A 14,985-nucleotide genomic window follows, 5' to 3' on the forward strand; every position below is an offset into this window, starting at 1 on the left:
GACAGAGGCGAAAAATGGGAGGATCGATCCAGTATTATCGAGTGGGGGGCTATTGAAAAAAAAACAGACCCAGACTTCTCGGGGAAGTCCAGGTCTGTTTGATGTGTTTCACGTCTATACGTCCATCAAATCTTGCGTCGGCGGGCAAAGTCCACAAAGCGGAATTTATCCAGTCGGTGGATCGATTCGGTGTATTCAAAACAGCGCGTGTCTTCTAGATACACGAGGCTGCGAACCGTAACGACATGCTGATCTTCAGGACGCAGATCCATTAGATCCCGCAATTCTTTGTTGACGGGGTCAACAGTGATTTCTTTTTGTGCATAAGCGATCTCAAGGCCAAGATCATTTTCAAAGTAATCAAAAATCGATACTTTCGCTCGGTTTTCTGGCAACTCTTCGATAATAGAAGCATCAAGGTAATCTTTATCCAAAATCACTACTTCTCCATCAATTCTCCGCTGACGGATCAGTTTCCATGCCTCAGAAGCAACAGGCCAACCAGTGGTCTCGTGCAGCTTTGGCGAGACGGCGATCTTGCGGATCTCGACAACCTTTGTTTCACTAGGAATGCGTTGGGTATCTTGCAGCTCTCGAAAACTCGTCAAGCCAGAAATCGGGAAATCAAAGCGATTCAAGTCTAAAACGATCGAACCTTTCCCTTGTTTCTTTTGGATATAACCAGCATCCCGCAATAAATTCAATGCCTTACGGACAGTCTCCCGGGAGACACCATAAGTTTTGATCAATTGGTTTTCGCTAGGCAGCAAAGAATGCGGAGGGTATTCGTTTGCTAGAATTTTTTGTTCTAAATCTAAAAATATTTCTTTGAACTTGTTCATCGGATTGCCCCCTCTTTGGCTATTATAGCGAGGCCAATTTGGAAATGCAATCGACTATTTCGCCAAAAGTTCGTCAATGTTTAGGTCCGTTAATTTTTCAACGATCACATCTGCACCGTGTAATTCTTCTCCTGAATAAACACCTACCGCATACATACCAGCAGCTTTGATGCCGTCGATCCCTGCTTGAGCATCTTCAAAGCCAACTGCTTCTGCCGGTTCAATGCCTAGTGCCAGCGCTGCTTGGATAAAGATTTCTGGATCTGGTTTGCCTTTTTTCAAGGTTGCTGGGTCAACGATCGTATCAAAGTCTTGCATGACCCCAAGTTTGTCCAAAATAAACGGTGCATTTTTGGATGCCGAAGCGATGGCACAAGGAATGTTTTTTGCTTTGGCTTCATCAAGGAATGTCTTCACCCCTGGCAATAGATCATCAGGAGTCAAGCTTTGTAACAATTGTACATAGTGGGTATTTTTCTTCGTCGCTAACGCTTCTTTTTCGACTTCTGTGTAGGCATCATTTTTGTTGCCTAGGGTTAAGATTCGCTCTAAAGAGTCCATGCGGCTGATGCCTTTTAACTGCTCGTTGAACTTCAAATCGATCTCGATCCCGATCTCCGCAGCTAATTCTTTCCATGCAATGTAGTGGTATTTGGCCGTATCCGTGATAACGCCGTCTAAATCAAAAACAAATCCTTTTTTCATGTGTAACACTCCTTTTAGTAAGTAATCGTTGCTTCTTTCTTTGCTTCTAGAGAAACTTGTTGCCCATTCACTAAGATCGTGACTGGCTGATCAGCGGTAATCGTCAATGTTTCATGTGTAACATTCATTGCAAAGCGGGTGCCGCGAACTTCTAGCTGAAAGGCTAAGCTGTCCCAAGCTTTCGGCAAGTTTGGCGTGATCTGCAGCTGCTCTTCTCGAATATCGATCCCAGCAAAAGTGGTTAATGGAATAAACAACGTAGCAGCCATGACACCGGCGTGAATGCCTTCTGCTGTAGTCCCGCCTTGGATATCACGGTAATCAGAAGAGAGGGCTTCTTGGTATAATGACCAAGCCAACTCCTGATCATCTACCATTGCCGCCAACTGGGCATGAACGATGCGTGACAACGTCGAGCCGTGGGAGGTACGAGCCAAGTAATAATGGAGATTTTTTTCAATATAGTCTGTTGGCAGCTGGTAAGAAAGATCTGCCAAAATCTGATTGACTTGCTCTTTTGAGAAATTGTAGAAAATCATCAAACTATCCGCTTGTTTCGCGACTTTGTAGCTGTCAGCACTCTTGCCTTCAGCGTTCAAGATGCGGTCCATCCGATAGATGTTGCCATATTTCTCTTTGTAGTGAGCCCAATCCAGATCTTCCAGCTGGAAGTACCCTTCAAATTGTGCAATGATGCCTTCTGGATCGATCTCTAAGCCCAGCTTGGTACGAATATCTGCCATAGCAGCAATATCTGCAGGGGTTAAAGCCGTTTTCTCTAATACCGCTTGGAAGCTCTCTGCTGAAAGTTGTTGTTGAAGGTTCTCGATCTCTTCAAACAACCATACTACCATCATATTGGTATAGGCGTTGTTTTTCAAGCCGCCTTGTTCACTATTTGGGTAGCTTTCATGAAATTCATCTGGTCCCATGACTTTATCGATAAAGTAACGTTGAGCAGCATCATCCCAGGTGGCAGCACTTTGCCAGAAATGAGCGACTTCTAACATCAATTCTAACCCATATTGTTCCATGAAGACTCGATCTTGCGTGTTGTGCCAGTATTGCCAAATGTTATAAGCGATCGCTAAGGAGACATGGCGTTGCAAGCGACTGTGATCTTCTTTCCATTCGCCGCTGATAGGGTTCAAATGCAGTTCTTGGGATTGCTCACTGCCATCCAATCCTGATTGCCATGGGAACATGGCGCCTTGGTAACCAGCTTTTTGGGCATCTTTTTTGGCAGCAGCTAAGCGGCGGTAGCGATACAGCAAAATTTCTTTGGCGGTGTCAGGAAAATGTAGAATGTAAAAGGGTAAGATAAACAGTTCATCCCAGAAAATATGACCACGATAGGCTTCACCATGTAGGCCACGGGCAGTGATACTGGCATCTAAGGACTCCTGATAAGCATTCGGTGCTGCGGAGACCAGCAGATGATACGTATGCAGATTCAGCATTTTTTGTGACATCAAGTCACCAGTGACTTCGATGGCCGCTTTCGCCCATAATTCAGCCCATGCTTGTTTTGAGGCGGTATACATCGTCGCAAAATCAGGTAATGCTAAGGAAGAAAACGTAAATGCCGGTTGCGGATCCTCTTGCCGATAAGCGGCAGCAGTGACTGATTTTTCGACCCGATAAGTTTGTCCCTCCGTCACCTCAAGGGCTACTTGCTGACGGATGAGCTGGTCATTTGTTTCAGCTTGCAGCTCAGCCAATGGTAGGTCCTGTGAAAACAGTTCAGAGGATTGGACAACGGTAATCTGTGATTGGTTAGTGGTGACCACTAAATGCGCTTTGTTTTGTTCAGCTGCTGCCTCTTTCACGGTCAAATGCTGGTTAGTTAAACTACGGTAACGAGCGACGTTATAGTTATAGACCGATCCGTCGGCTTCACTGACGAAGGTAACGACGCCAGAAAAGTTCAGCGGAGTAAACTGATAGACCAAACTGTATTGGTGAACATCTTGCATATTGGCGATCTTCTTCGTTTCGATTCGCAGACGCTTTTGTTTTTTGGTTTCAATTTCTGCCACTGATTGGAACAAGCCGGTCTTCAAATCCAATGTCCGTTTAAAGGAAAGGAGCTGATTGTTGGCGATATCGATCACTTCATCATCGATCTTTACGTACATTTTTTGCAGATTCGGTGCATTGACGAAGTCTTCATTGCTGATGGTATGACCAGAAACATCCGATTCCACCGTATTGTAAAGACTTGCTAAATACAGTCCTGGATAGTTCGCTTCACAAATGGTCATCTCAGGCGTTGTGCCTCGCAGCCCTAAATAGCCGTTACCGACGGTTAAAAGTGACTCCACCGAGTATTCATCTTTACCAGGGGTGTAGCCATAGTATTCGAGGCGCCAAGGAATTTCAGCACTTTTTTCTTCATACTGTTCTTTCGTAGTGCAAACAAAGGGACGATTTAATTTTTCTGTCAACCATTGGTCCAGTGAAAAAGTCCCTTCTTCATTCGTAAACACCAGCGATTCAGAGACGATCCCGCCACCTTCCATTTGCTGCAGCTGCGCGGTCAGTGCGGCAACGCGTTCACTGTCAGTCCCAGAAAACGGATAGGTCGTACCAGTTTGATCCGTTAACAGCCATTGTTCCTTAGATAATATAATCGTATTCACAGTAGTTGTCCTCCTTTAAACTTGTCTATACATGCAAAATGATTATAACGTAAATTGTAAGCTATTTCAATTTATCTAGCCTGTTTTTTTATTCTTTTTTGTCAAATAAACAGTAAATAAAGTTGTTGGCAATATTATTTTATATTAATGAAACATTTTAAAAAACGTTTATTTATCAAGGTTTTTATATGGTACCTTTGCTATTTGCTTGTATTGTTTATAGAAAAAGTAAAAAAAATTGGTTTGAAACGCTTGCAATATCAAAATTATCAAGTTATGATTAGTGCGTAATCAAAACATATATATACAAGTGGAGATGAAAGGGGTTTATTAATTATGGGAAAGTATCGTGATGATGCTGAGAAGCTGCTGGAATATGTTGGCGGCAAAGAAAATATCGCCGCAGTAACACATTGCGCGACACGGATGCGTTTTGTTTTGAACGATCAGTCAAAAGCAAACGAAAAGGCAATTGAAGAAATTCCAAGTGTCAAAGGAATGTTTACAAATGCGGGACAATTCCAAGTCATTATCGGCAATGATGTCTCAACGTTTTACAATGATTTTACCGATGTATCAGGAATAGAAGGTGTTTCTAAAGAACAAAGTAAAGCGATTGCAAAAAACAATCAAAATATCGTGCAACGAGCGATCGCTACGTTAGCTGAGATCTTTACCCCGTTATTACCAGCGATTATTGTCGGTGGTTTGATGCTAGGGCTGAGAAATTTCTTAGAAGGTGTACCGCTAGAAGCTCTAGGTGGACAAACCATTACACAAGCTTCTACTTTTTGGAACGGTGTCAACGGCTTTTTATGGCTGCCCTGTGAAGCGATCTTTCACTTTCTACCAGTAGGGATTACTTGGAGTATTACACGTAAGATGGGAACCACGCAAATATTAGGGATTGTTTTAGGGATTACATTGGTTTCACCGCAATTATTAAATGCTTATTCAGTAAGTTCAACTTCTGCTGCAGAAATTGCTCAAAATTATACGTGGGACTTCGGGTTCTTCACTATTGATAAAATTGGGTATCAAGCACAAGTGATCCCAGCAATGCTGGCAGGTTTCTTATTGGTTTATCTTGAAAGATTCTTCCGGAAATGGATTCCAGAAGCGGTTTCAATGATCTTCGTTCCATTGTTCTCATTGCTGCCAACTATTTTAGCAGCCCACATGGTGTTAGGTCCAATCGGTTGGCAAATCGGATCAGGCATTTCTTGGGTCGTAAATGCTGGCTTGACCTCACCATTAAACTGGTTATTTGGTTTCATTTTCGGTGGCTTGTATGCGCCTTTGGTTATTACCGGATTGCATCATACAACGCTAGCGATCGACTCTCAATTAGTAGCGGATTTTGGGACAACCAACCTTTGGCCAATGATCATGCTGTCAAATATTGCGCAAGGTACGGCAGTATTGGCGATTTGGTTCCTTCACCGTGGCAATAAAAAAGAAGAACAAGTCTCTGTTCCAGCAACGATTTCTGCTTATATGGGGGTTACTGAACCAGCGATGTTCGGGATCAATTTGAAATATGTTTACCCATTTGTCGCAGCAATGGTAGGTTCTGCCTTTGGTGGTATGCTGATCACTGCAACGAATACCCGTGCATTAGGTATTGGTGTAGGGGGACTACCTGGCTTCTTATCATTTAAAATTGAAAACTATCCAATGGTCTTCATCTCAATGGCGGTGACGATTGCGATCACGTTTGTTTGCACCATCATCTTTAGAAAAGTTACCTTCTTAAATAAATTAGAACCGCAATTGGCTGCTGATACAGCTGCAGCAGCGGCTGTTGCACCAACGACGGCTGCACCGACAACTGCAGCCCCAGAAGCGGCACAAGTTTCAGAAGAAACCCTTTATGCTCCAGCTGATGGGAAAGTAGTTGCCATCACTGAAGTTTCTGATCCTGTCTTTTCTCAAAAAATGATGGGTGACGGCTTTGCTGTTCAGCCAACGAATGGAACGATTTATGCTCCTGTTGCAGGTACGATCTCTAGCATTTTTGAAACAAAGCATGCAATTGGGATTTTAACGCCTGGTGGCGCGGAAGTTCTTGTTCATATGGGCTTAGATACTGTGGAATTAAAAGGTGCGCCATTTGAGGTCCTTGTTTCTGAAGGTGACACGGTCACACCAGAAACGAAGATTGCAGTGATGGATCTAGATGCAGTGACCGCATCTGGCAAACAGACAGATGTTTTAACAGTCATCACGAATGCCGAAAAAGTGCGTCAGCTTTCATTGACGACCACAGGCACAGTGACAGCCAAAACAGCGGTTGGTTCAGCTGAATTAAACTAAAAAAATAATCCGTTTCCGAGAGCGCCCTTTGACTAAGAAGGGGGATCGGAAGCGGATTTTTTTATGGCCGCCCTCAAGGGAGAGCGGCTTTTTTCTTGGTTTTCAATGGGTAAAGCCGCAGTTAGCTGACGGCTTTTTTGTCGGTGCTTTTGCGGAAGTAGTTGATCGTTAATAGGAAAGTCAGTAAGACCAGGGCCCACAAAAAGAATAAGGCGATTTGAGAGCCGATGACCGTCCCTTGGGTGTAATCGGTCGCCGCATTTTGTGCCAAATTGATAATGGTCGCCACCACAGCCGTCGCCACTGCACCAGAAAATTGCTGCAGCGTATTAAAGATCGCATTACCGTCCGCGTACAACGCAGGAGTCAGCTTGTTTAAGCCGGTGGTCATCATATTGCTGTAGGCTAAGCCGATCCCGATCATGTAAAAGACATGTCCAGCAACTAGGCTCCAAATGAAAGGCGAATGCAAAACGAGGGCTAAGGAAAGCCAACCGATGGCAATCAACGTCAAACCAGACAGGATCGGTTTTTTCGGTCCAACTTTATCCAGCAACCGACCAGAGATCGGCGCAAGGATCGCCCCGATCGCCGCCCCAGGAAGCATAACTAATCCTGCAGTAAAGGCATCTTTTCCCAAGACGAGTTGGACAAAGTTCGGCAAGACAAAGGAAATGCCCAGTAAAAGGAACTGACAAACAAGAAAGCCAAACAGAAACAAACTGAAGCTGCGGTTTTTCAAAACAGCCAAACGAATCAAAGGGTTCGGGCCTTTTGAGCGTTGATAAAACAAGCCAGCACCAATGAAACCGAAAAGCAGCGGCAGTAGACTTGCCAAGGTGCCTACTTGATTCAAGAACAATAAGAAGCCGCTGAACATCAAGACGATTCCTAATACACTCAGTAAATCCAGGGAAGTGTCTTTTGCCCCAGCCGTTTTAGGGATCGAGTAAAGGCCGAGTACTAGGGAGACCAGCAAGACTGGGATCAAGAAAAGAAAGATCGCATTCCAAGACCAATGGGCGGTCAATAAGCCCCCATATGTCGGTCCGATCGCTGGAGCGATGGAAGTGGTCAAATTCCCTAAGCCGATTGCCGCTCCCCGTTTTTCAAAGGGGGAGTAAGTCAAAATGATGTGGAACATCAAAGGCAGTGCGATCCCTGTGCTGGCACCTTGGAAAAAGCGGCCAATCAGCAAAATGGCAAACGTCGGCGATAAAAAGTCGATCACCAAGCCAACAAGGAAAAAGGCGTTGGCAGCTAGAAACAAGGTTCTCAATGAGAAGCGTTTCAAAAGGTAGGTCGATATTGGGACAATGATGGAGATGACCAGTAAGTAGATGGTCGTCACCCATTGAACATCGGATGTTGAAAGCGTAAATTGATCGATCAATGTCGGAAACGTTACATTCATGGCTGTTTCAATCAGCACACCTGCAAATGACATCAATCCGGTTGCGAGGATCGCCCCCACGAGTTTTTTGTTGTTTTCCATATTCTCACCTCTAAAAATTCGCAAAAAAAGAGACCGTTTCTATTCTCATAGAAACCGCCTCTCTCTCGACAAGCGAACCCGCTTGTTATCTGTACGATTTAATCTATCGCTATTCTACTGACTTCATAAGAAAGTGTCAAGAGAAGTGGATAAAAAAATAGCAAAAAACTTTTTTGAAAGTTTTCAAACTTTTACTTACACCAGAAATTTTCTTCTGCTAGAATAGTCGAGTACGAAAAAGAGAAAGGAAGTTGTTACATGCCCATCAATAAAAAAGAAAGTTTGATCTATACGACACTTATGTGTATTTTCATGGTGTATTTTATGAGTGTTTATAACCTCATGTTTCAAGTCGGTGTTTCGGCATTGGCATTCCAATTGGCGTGGAATGAATTGCCATTAGCCCTTTGTGTCGCCTTTATTTTGGATTGGTTCATTGTTTCTGGTCCGGCAAAAGGTTTGGCGTTTCGATTTTTGGACCATCAATCAGCTACTTGGAAAAAAATCGGTTTGATTTCTTCATTGATGATCGCCGGCATGGTGATCTGTATGTCACTCTTTGGTGCGTTGATGCACCCAAACCCTGATCACTCAGTGTTGGTCAATTGGCTAAGCAACATTGGGAAAAATGTGATCGTCGCATTGCCGTTGCAATTGTTCATTGCAGGTCCAATCGTTCGCCGAGTGTTTCGCGCCTTGTTTCCTATTGGCACTGTGCAAGAACAGCCAGTACTAGGGGAATAATCGATCATTAGAAAAAACGTACTGCAGACAGGTTCTGCCAAGGTTAGCTAAAACAGCTAGCTTGGCGATACCTGGACTTGCGGCACGTTTTTTGCTTTTATAGACAGCAAAAAAACCCATAGGATGGTATGGGTTTTTCTGTTTACCCTATGAAATAGGATACAGGATGTACTTATATAGTAATATGGTTCCGTCAAAAAGAGAAGTTCAATTTTTTCACCGATACATGAAATTAATGCAAATCGATTGTTTTTATGACCAAAAAATCAACTTATAATTATTTTCCGTCTGTTATTCCGTATAGAAACCAACGAGTTGATACCAGCGACGATGCTCAATATGGTAGGCATCAGGTGAATAGCCTGACATTGAAAAACCGATAAAGGTGATGACCAGTCCGAGAATAATAAACAACAGACTGAGAAAAACGAAAAAGCGCTTATTGATTTTGATCATAGGACTGCCTTCTTTCGATAGTTTTGAACAAATGATTTCGGCCAAATGACAAGGGAGTGGGTAAGACGTGAAAAAGGTCGGCTCATACTATAAGTGGCGATCAGGCAAAGCAGCCCTAAACCAAATAAGAAAATCCCCACACCTAACTGACTTAAAAAGAGATAGAAACCATCCGCCATCAGCATGGGACTTAAGACAACGCTAGCAATCCCACCGATAAACGTAGTGACACCAATCATGCCAGTGGTGAAAGGCACACACCAGATGATTATTAAAAAGCTTAGGATCAGCAAAGCGGCACTTAACAAGAGGCTGCCCCACAATGGAAAGCCTAGCACTAAGATCAAGAGCAAAAAGGGATGAAAGCGGCGGGGAATCTCTACCACGACCTCTTCTGTTTCTGTGACTGTTTGGATCAGTTCTTTTGGGGAGCCAAGGCGTGCCACGGCTTCTTCTTCAGTGTATCCTTCTTCCATCAAATCTTCGATCATCTCGTCATAATAGTTGATCAGCTGATGAATCTCGCTAGGTCTGACTTTTTCAGATAATTCCGCAGCCAATGCCTTGATAAAATCAACTCTGTTCATCTAATGTTCCTCCTTTAATAAATCGCTGGATCAATGTCAATTGGGGCCAGTCGTTGGTTAAAAAATCGTCGATCCGCTGTTTTCCGATTTTGGTCAAGCGGTAATATTTTCGGGTCCGTCCTTGATGGCTTTTATTATAAGTCTCAACCGCTCGGCTGGCTTCTAAGCGCTTCAAGATAGGATAGAGCGTTGATTCTGAGATTGGCAGTAAAGGAGATATGTTTTTGACTAATTCATAGCCATAAGAGTCACCATGCTGCAAATAAGCCAAAACACAAATTTCCAATAATCCTTTTTTTAATTGGGCATCCAAAGGCTCTCCTCCTGTTCATACTCATACTATACATTACATAGTATCATTCCACAAGCAGCACCAGTCAAAATCAGCCTTAAGTCTGAGCACCATAAGACAACAAGAGTTTCTTTAATAAAATGGTCAAAAATAAAAAATAAAATTAAGAAAATCGGCGGAAAGTATAGGTTAACGTGCTCTTTTTTGTTAAAGTAGAAGTATAAAGATTACTTTCAGTAAGAAAATGGGCGTTGGTTGTGCTTCTAAAAGCTGCAAGTAGTCAAAGTGAATGAGACGATCATCAGCAAGAATTGGTGACGTCCAGAAAGGAAGGGGTATTATGAGAAAAGCAACGATTACGAAAAAATATTTGATCAATTGCTTAAAAAAATATCTGGTGGAATATCTTTATCGACCAATCACTGTCCGCGACATTGCTAAATATGCACGAACATCGACCCAACCGATCTATTTGAATTTTTCAAACATGCAAAATTATAAACAGGCGATGGTTGATGATGTGTTTCGCGACATTCACGAAACAAAAAAAGAGTCAGAAGAGACACTCGATTCCTTATACAGCTTTTGGCAGGACTATTACGTATTTGCCAGCCGCAATCGCAACCTCTTTTTCGCACTTTTTTTAAATGATATTGGCTGCGGTCCTTACATAAAAGAGCGTTCTTTTGCTTATTTTCAAGAAGCAATTGCTGAATCAGCTGTTTTTCAATGTGCGCATAAAAGCGATCTGAGAAAATATCATGAAGAAGCCTTGATCTTTTTTAGTGGGTTGGTATTGCTGTTTATTCGTGAAGGAAATACGCAAGATAATGCTAATTTTTTGAAAGAGACACAAAATTATTGGCAGCGAGTCCTTCATGAACCGGTCGATTTTTATCAAGGTGATTTACCTAAAACCTTACTTGAATCAGGTCTAGCTGTAAGTGATCAATAGATAGCGAGAAAAAGAGGAAGAGATTTCAGAATATTGCGACAGCTATCATTGCCATTATTGATTTCCTCTTTTTCAACAATCCCCATCGGAGCAGTGATCTTAAAGATTAGAAGCAATAGCTATTCTTTAAGAGCCGTTCAACGAGTGGGGGTTTTTCTTTTGATAAAAATAGGTGCGAAGTCGTTTAGCAAAATAAGAAAAGGGCTTGTCTGTAGTGTTAAGGCTTATTTTTAGGTCAAAGAAAAGGCGGCTTATTGTTGGCAATTTTCAAGAAATATGAGAAGGTAGAAATAGCAGAAAAGTAACTGGCTTTTATAGTTAGAAACTTTGAATGGAGGAATTTTGATGGGACAAAACACGCAGTATGGAGAAAAAAAGATTGCGATCGATCGCAGGATCGGTTTTTTAGAAGAACATACGTATCACGGGAATGATCTTGGTGTGACTTTTCAAGGACAGCAAACCACGTTCAAATGCTGGTCACCAGAGGCAGAGGCCGTTTCAGTATTGCTTTATCAAAGCGGTGTTGCTGGGACTGACGATCGTCTGCTGACGCTGCCGATGGTTCAAGAAGACAACTGTTGGCAAGTCACGACGGAAGAAAACGTCAAGGAGCTGTTTTATACCTTTGAGTTTCAACGAGATGGGCAGAAAATAGAAGCGATGGATCTTTATGCCAAGGCAGTAGGGATCAACGGAAACCGCGGTGCGATCATTGATTTAAAGGAAACAGATCCTGAAGGTTGGCAGGAAAGTCACGGCGTCGGTCAGCAGTCGATCACAGATGCCTATATTTGGGAATTACATGTCGAAGATTTCAGTGGTGCCGAAAACAGCGGTATTTCACCAGAAAATCGCGGAAAATATTTAGCCTTCACTGAAAAAAAGACCCATCTGGTGGGAGATGAAAGTCAACCAACTGGTATGGCCTATTTAAAAGAGCTGGGGATCAATTATGTTCATCTGCTGCCGATCTTCGATTTTGACAATGATGAAACTTCGTCTGCCTATAACTGGGGCTATGATCCGAAAAATTACAATGTACCTGAAGGACGATACGCTTCTGATCCTAGTGATCCCAAGACACGGATTCGTGAATGCAAGCAAATGATCCAATCGCTGCACGAAGAAGCCATCGGCGTTGTGATGGATGTGGTCTTTAATCACACTGCGATCACAGAAGAATCATGGTTTAATTTGACGGTGCCTGATTATTACTACCGTCAAGATGATGAAGGGAATTTTGCGGACGGTTCTGCTTGCGGCAATGAAGTGGCTTCTGAACGGAAAATGATGCGTAAATTTATCATTGATTCAGTTTTATATTGGGCGCAAGAATACAAAATCGACGGCTTTCGCTTTGATTTGATGGGCCTGATCGATGTGGAAACCATGAACCAATTGCGTCAACGCCTAGATGATGCCGGCCTCAGCCATGTGATTTTATACGGCGAGCCATGGGATGCCGGCAGCAATCAAATCATTCAGCCGAATATCCCAGCAAATAAAAGCAATGTTTGGGCACTGTCAGAAGGCGTTGCGGTTTTTAGCAATGATTTAAGAGACAGTATCAAAGGCGATGTCTTTGAAGAAACAGACGGCGCGTTTATTCAAGGAATGAATGGTCAACCGCAAGTCAAGCAAACCTTTTATGCGGCAAATTTGGCAACGGCGATTCAAGGAAATACAAAAGTTGCTGGGCAAGAAGGCGCCGAGCGCTGGGCAAAATCGCCCCGCCAAGTGATCGCCTATGCGTCAGTCCATGATAATTTGACCTTATGGGATAAACTGGTGGCAACCATGCAGGCTTCAGCGAAGGAAAGAAATTATGATTTTGATCCTGAGCTTTTAGCCCGTAACAAACTAGCAGCAGCCATTTTGTTTACTAGCCAAGGAGCCGTGCTGACCCAAGCTGGGGAAGAATTTGGCCGTACCAAAGAAGGCGATGAAAACTCCTTCCGTTCGCCACTGACAGTCAATCAGCTGGATTGGGCACGTGCCAAAACCTTCAAAGAATTGCGCGAGCTGTATCGGGGCTTGTGGGCATTGCGGCAGTCCTATGCACCATTGAGAGATGCCACGACCCAAACGGCTGAAAGCATGGTCTTTTATGAGACAAAGGATGAAAATCGCTTGGCGTATCAAGTACCCAATCGTGACGAACAGCATCCATGGCGTTCCTTGTTCGTTTTACTCAACAGCACGGAAGAAAGCTGGTCCTTTGACTTACCGACGGCAACAGAAAATGCTTCTTGGCACCTCGTTGCTGACCCCAAAGGAGCTGGGATCGCTTCTCGCGGCGTAGCAGCGTCAAGGATAACCATCGACCCATTGTCCTTCTGCATTTTGGCGGAACAAAGTAACTAATCAAAGTAGAAGCTAAAACAAACTAAAAATTTTAGTTTGTTTTAGCTTTTTTGGTAGTAAAAAAACAATTCTTTTGCTATACTTTTAACAGAATGAGAAGCAGAAAGCGGTGAGCAAATGAAAGTTGTGATCTCTGATATTGCCCGAAAAGCTGGCGTTTCCAGCGGAACAGTCTCTAATGCGATCAACAATCGTAAGGGGATCAGTGAACAAAAACGGCAAGCGATCTTGAAGATCGCTCGTGAGATGGGGTATTTTGATCAGCGAGAAATTAAAAAAACGGAAAGCCAAAAAATCAAATTTGTCGTAATGAACAAACAAGGAAATGTCGTAGGGGATACGCCTTTCTTTTCTGAATTGATCCGAGGAATCGAAATGGAGTGCAGTGCGTTAGGCTATGAACTGGTCATTTCCCATATCACACTGGCACCAGAAGAAGACCCGATTGAAAAGATCCGTCCAGAATTAGCAGATGGTTTGCTATTGTTAGGAACGGAATTGGAAAAACAAGATTTAGCAGTCTTTCGCCATTTGGAAGTACCGTTAGTGATTTTAGATACGGTATTTAACTCGCAGGACTTTGATTTTGTCGCCATCAATAATCGTGACAGTGCCTATGAGATCGTTGAAAAGATGATCGAAAAAGGCCACCGTGACATCGGCATTATCAATTCTACCTTTCAAATCAACAACTTCCGTGAACGCAAGCAAGGGTTCATCCAAGCGATCCAAGAGCATGATCTGATCCATTATGAAGAGACGGAAGCCTTAGTAGAACCCACCTTGGAAGGCTCCTATCAAGACATGAAGATCTATTTGGAATCCTTGCGTGCCGATCAGCGACCGTTGCCAAGCGCCTTTTTTGCGGTCAATGACAATATCGCCATCGGTGCCATGAAAGCCATTCGCGAAGTGTTTCCCGATCATCCGTTGACCATTGTTGGGTTCGATGATATTCCTTTGGCGGAATTTTGCAACCCACCACTGACCACCGTCAAAGTAGATAAAGTGTACCTTGGTCGCCAAGCCGTGCGACGCTTGATCGAGAAAATCACGAGTGAAGATGAAAACCATCTGAAAATGCTGGTCGCCACGACGATCGTCGAACGCGAAAGCATCAATTAAGAGTAAAAATAATATGAAAAATAAGAAGAAGGACAAAACGTTTAGCAAGCGTTTTGTCCTTTTTTAGTTATTAAACAAAAATATTTATCTAAAACTATTGCAAAATATTTAGCTTGTGCTATATTTAAGGTGTAAAAAGTAAGGGATTACATTTTGAGGAAGTGAATAGATGACACAGATCGGTCTCTTTTGTGCCACTGGGCTCTCCAGTGCACTGCTCGTCAAAGCGCTCAAAGAGCAACTAGCGGATGAACAGCATTACCAAGTCAATTCCGCGCCTTTTTCAGAAATATTTATGGTGGGGAATGACTATGATTTTTTGATTTTAGCTCCTCAAACCCGCTTCAATCAAGCGAAAGTCGCAGCAGCCTTTCCTGATAAAAAAATCGTTTTACTGACGGATGAGGAATTTCTGAGCAAAAATGTAGCACGAATCGTCGAAGAAATAAAAATTTAGCT

13 protein-coding genes are annotated in these 14,985 nt (G+C 43.1%); 6 read left to right on the plus strand and 7 right to left on the minus strand.

Annotation, left to right across the window (positions count from 1 at the left end; translation table 11 throughout):
• Positions 1 to 125: 125 nt before the first annotated feature.
• The 3 genes from treR to A5878_RS00380 are packed head-to-tail and all read right to left on the minus strand — an operon-like array spanning position 126 to position 4,189.
• The gene (gene treR / locus A5878_RS00370) at positions 126 to 842 is read right to left on the minus strand and encodes a trehalose operon repressor (protein ID WP_005226457.1); all 717 of its coding nucleotides are present in this window, start codon (positions 840 to 842) and stop codon (positions 126 to 128) included.
• Between the two features lie 54 nt (positions 843 to 896).
• The gene (gene pgmB, locus A5878_RS00375; protein ID WP_005232889.1) at positions 897 to 1,547 is read right to left on the minus strand and encodes a beta-phosphoglucomutase; all 651 of its coding nucleotides are present in this window, start codon (positions 1,545 to 1,547) and stop codon (positions 897 to 899) included.
• Positions 1,548 to 1,561: 14 nt separating this feature from the next.
• Positions 1,562 to 4,189 carry a glycoside hydrolase family 65 protein gene (locus A5878_RS00380; RefSeq protein ID WP_086294314.1) on the minus strand — a complete coding sequence of 876 codons (2,628 nt, stop codon included), beginning with the start codon at positions 4,187 to 4,189 and terminating at the stop codon, positions 1,562 to 1,564.
• A gap of 336 nt (positions 4,190 to 4,525) precedes the next feature.
• On the opposite strand from A5878_RS00380, the gene treP reads away from it, so the two are divergent.
• Positions 4,526 to 6,505 carry a PTS system trehalose-specific EIIBC component gene (treP, locus tag A5878_RS00385; protein WP_086294315.1) on the plus strand — a complete coding sequence of 660 codons (1,980 nt, stop codon included), beginning with the start codon at positions 4,526 to 4,528 and terminating at the stop codon, positions 6,503 to 6,505.
• A 121-nt stretch (positions 6,506 to 6,626) separates the two neighbouring features.
• Here treP and A5878_RS00390 read toward each other — a convergent pair whose 3' ends face one another.
• Positions 6,627 to 8,000 carry an MFS transporter gene (locus A5878_RS00390; RefSeq protein WP_086294316.1) on the minus strand — a complete coding sequence of 458 codons (1,374 nt, stop codon included), beginning with the start codon at positions 7,998 to 8,000 and terminating at the stop codon, positions 6,627 to 6,629.
• A gap of 258 nt (positions 8,001 to 8,258) precedes the next feature.
• On the opposite strand from A5878_RS00390, the gene A5878_RS00395 reads away from it, so the two are divergent.
• The gene (locus tag A5878_RS00395; RefSeq protein ID WP_086294317.1) at positions 8,259 to 8,744 is read left to right on the plus strand and encodes a DUF2798 domain-containing protein; all 486 of its coding nucleotides are present in this window, start codon (positions 8,259 to 8,261) and stop codon (positions 8,742 to 8,744) included.
• A gap of 291 nt (positions 8,745 to 9,035) precedes the next feature.
• On the opposite strand, the gene A5878_RS17435 is transcribed toward A5878_RS00395, so the two are convergent.
• Genes A5878_RS17435 through A5878_RS00405 form a run of 3 tightly spaced genes read right to left on the minus strand, consistent with a single transcriptional unit; the run spans position 9,036 to position 10,100 of the window.
• A complete protein-coding gene (locus tag A5878_RS17435; RefSeq protein WP_005226470.1) occupies positions 9,036 to 9,200 on the minus strand; it encodes a hypothetical protein in 165 nt (54 codons plus the stop codon).
• A complete protein-coding gene (locus A5878_RS00400; protein WP_086294318.1) occupies positions 9,197 to 9,787 on the minus strand; it encodes a DUF1700 domain-containing protein in 591 nt (196 codons plus the stop codon). The genes A5878_RS17435 and A5878_RS00400 overlap by 4 nt, the downstream gene beginning before the upstream one ends.
• A complete protein-coding gene (locus A5878_RS00405; RefSeq protein WP_005226473.1) occupies positions 9,774 to 10,100 on the minus strand; it encodes a PadR family transcriptional regulator in 327 nt (108 codons plus the stop codon). Before A5878_RS00405 ends, A5878_RS00400 begins: the two co-directional genes overlap by 14 nt.
• 319 nt (positions 10,101 to 10,419) lie before the next feature.
• On the opposite strand from A5878_RS00405, the gene A5878_RS00410 reads away from it, so the two are divergent.
• The 4 genes from A5878_RS00410 (at position 10,420) to A5878_RS00425 (ending at position 14,983) form a co-directional block, all read left to right on the plus strand.
• The gene (locus tag A5878_RS00410; protein ID WP_179190610.1) at positions 10,420 to 11,034 is read left to right on the plus strand and encodes a TetR/AcrR family transcriptional regulator; all 615 of its coding nucleotides are present in this window, start codon (positions 10,420 to 10,422) and stop codon (positions 11,032 to 11,034) included.
• A 345-nt stretch (positions 11,035 to 11,379) separates the two neighbouring features.
• Positions 11,380 to 13,401, plus strand: coding sequence for a type I pullulanase (gene pulA, locus A5878_RS00415; protein ID WP_086294320.1), 2,022 nt, complete (start codon positions 11,380 to 11,382; stop codon positions 13,399 to 13,401).
• 117 nt (positions 13,402 to 13,518) lie between these two features.
• On the plus strand, positions 13,519 to 14,526 hold the full coding sequence (locus A5878_RS00420; protein WP_086294321.1) for a LacI family DNA-binding transcriptional regulator: 1,008 nt from the start codon (positions 13,519 to 13,521) through the stop codon (positions 14,524 to 14,526).
• A 169-nt stretch (positions 14,527 to 14,695) separates the two neighbouring features.
• Positions 14,696 to 14,983 carry a hypothetical protein gene (locus A5878_RS00425; protein WP_010748502.1) on the plus strand — a complete coding sequence of 96 codons (288 nt, stop codon included), beginning with the start codon at positions 14,696 to 14,698 and terminating at the stop codon, positions 14,981 to 14,983.
• The last annotated feature ends 2 nt before the right edge of the window (positions 14,984 to 14,985 follow it).

The sequence above is a fragment of the Enterococcus sp. 3G6_DIV0642 genome (genome assembly GCF_002140635.1).
GTDB lineage: Bacteria > Bacillota > Bacilli > Lactobacillales > Enterococcaceae > Enterococcus_D > Enterococcus_D casseliflavus.

Excerpts from the sequence above, each read along its gene's own strand:
- treR (WP_005226457.1), bottom strand. The coding sequence starts at position 842 with ATGAACAAGTTCAAAGAAATATTTTTAGATTTAGAACAAAAAATTCTA.
- pgmB (WP_005232889.1), bottom strand. The coding sequence starts at position 1,547 with ATGAAAAAAGGATTTGTTTTTGATTTAGACGGCGTTATCACGGATACG.
- treP (WP_086294315.1), top strand. The coding sequence starts at position 4,526 with ATGGGAAAGTATCGTGATGATGCTGAGAAGCTGCTGGAATATGTTGGC.
- A5878_RS00390 (WP_086294316.1), bottom strand. The coding sequence starts at position 8,000 with ATGGAAAACAACAAAAAACTCGTGGGGGCGATCCTCGCAACCGGATTG.
- A5878_RS00395 (WP_086294317.1), top strand. The coding sequence starts at position 8,259 with ATGCCCATCAATAAAAAAGAAAGTTTGATCTATACGACACTTATGTGT.
- A5878_RS17435 (WP_005226470.1), bottom strand. The coding sequence starts at position 9,200 with ATGATCAAAATCAATAAGCGCTTTTTCGTTTTTCTCAGTCTGTTGTTT.
- A5878_RS00400 (WP_086294318.1), bottom strand. The coding sequence starts at position 9,787 with ATGAACAGAGTTGATTTTATCAAGGCATTGGCTGCGGAATTATCTGAA.
- A5878_RS00410 (WP_179190610.1), top strand. The coding sequence starts at position 10,420 with ATGAGAAAAGCAACGATTACGAAAAAATATTTGATCAATTGCTTAAAA.
- pulA (WP_086294320.1), top strand. The coding sequence starts at position 11,380 with ATGGGACAAAACACGCAGTATGGAGAAAAAAAGATTGCGATCGATCGC.
- A5878_RS00420 (WP_086294321.1), top strand. The coding sequence starts at position 13,519 with ATGAAAGTTGTGATCTCTGATATTGCCCGAAAAGCTGGCGTTTCCAGC.
- A5878_RS00425 (WP_010748502.1), top strand. The coding sequence starts at position 14,696 with ATGACACAGATCGGTCTCTTTTGTGCCACTGGGCTCTCCAGTGCACTG.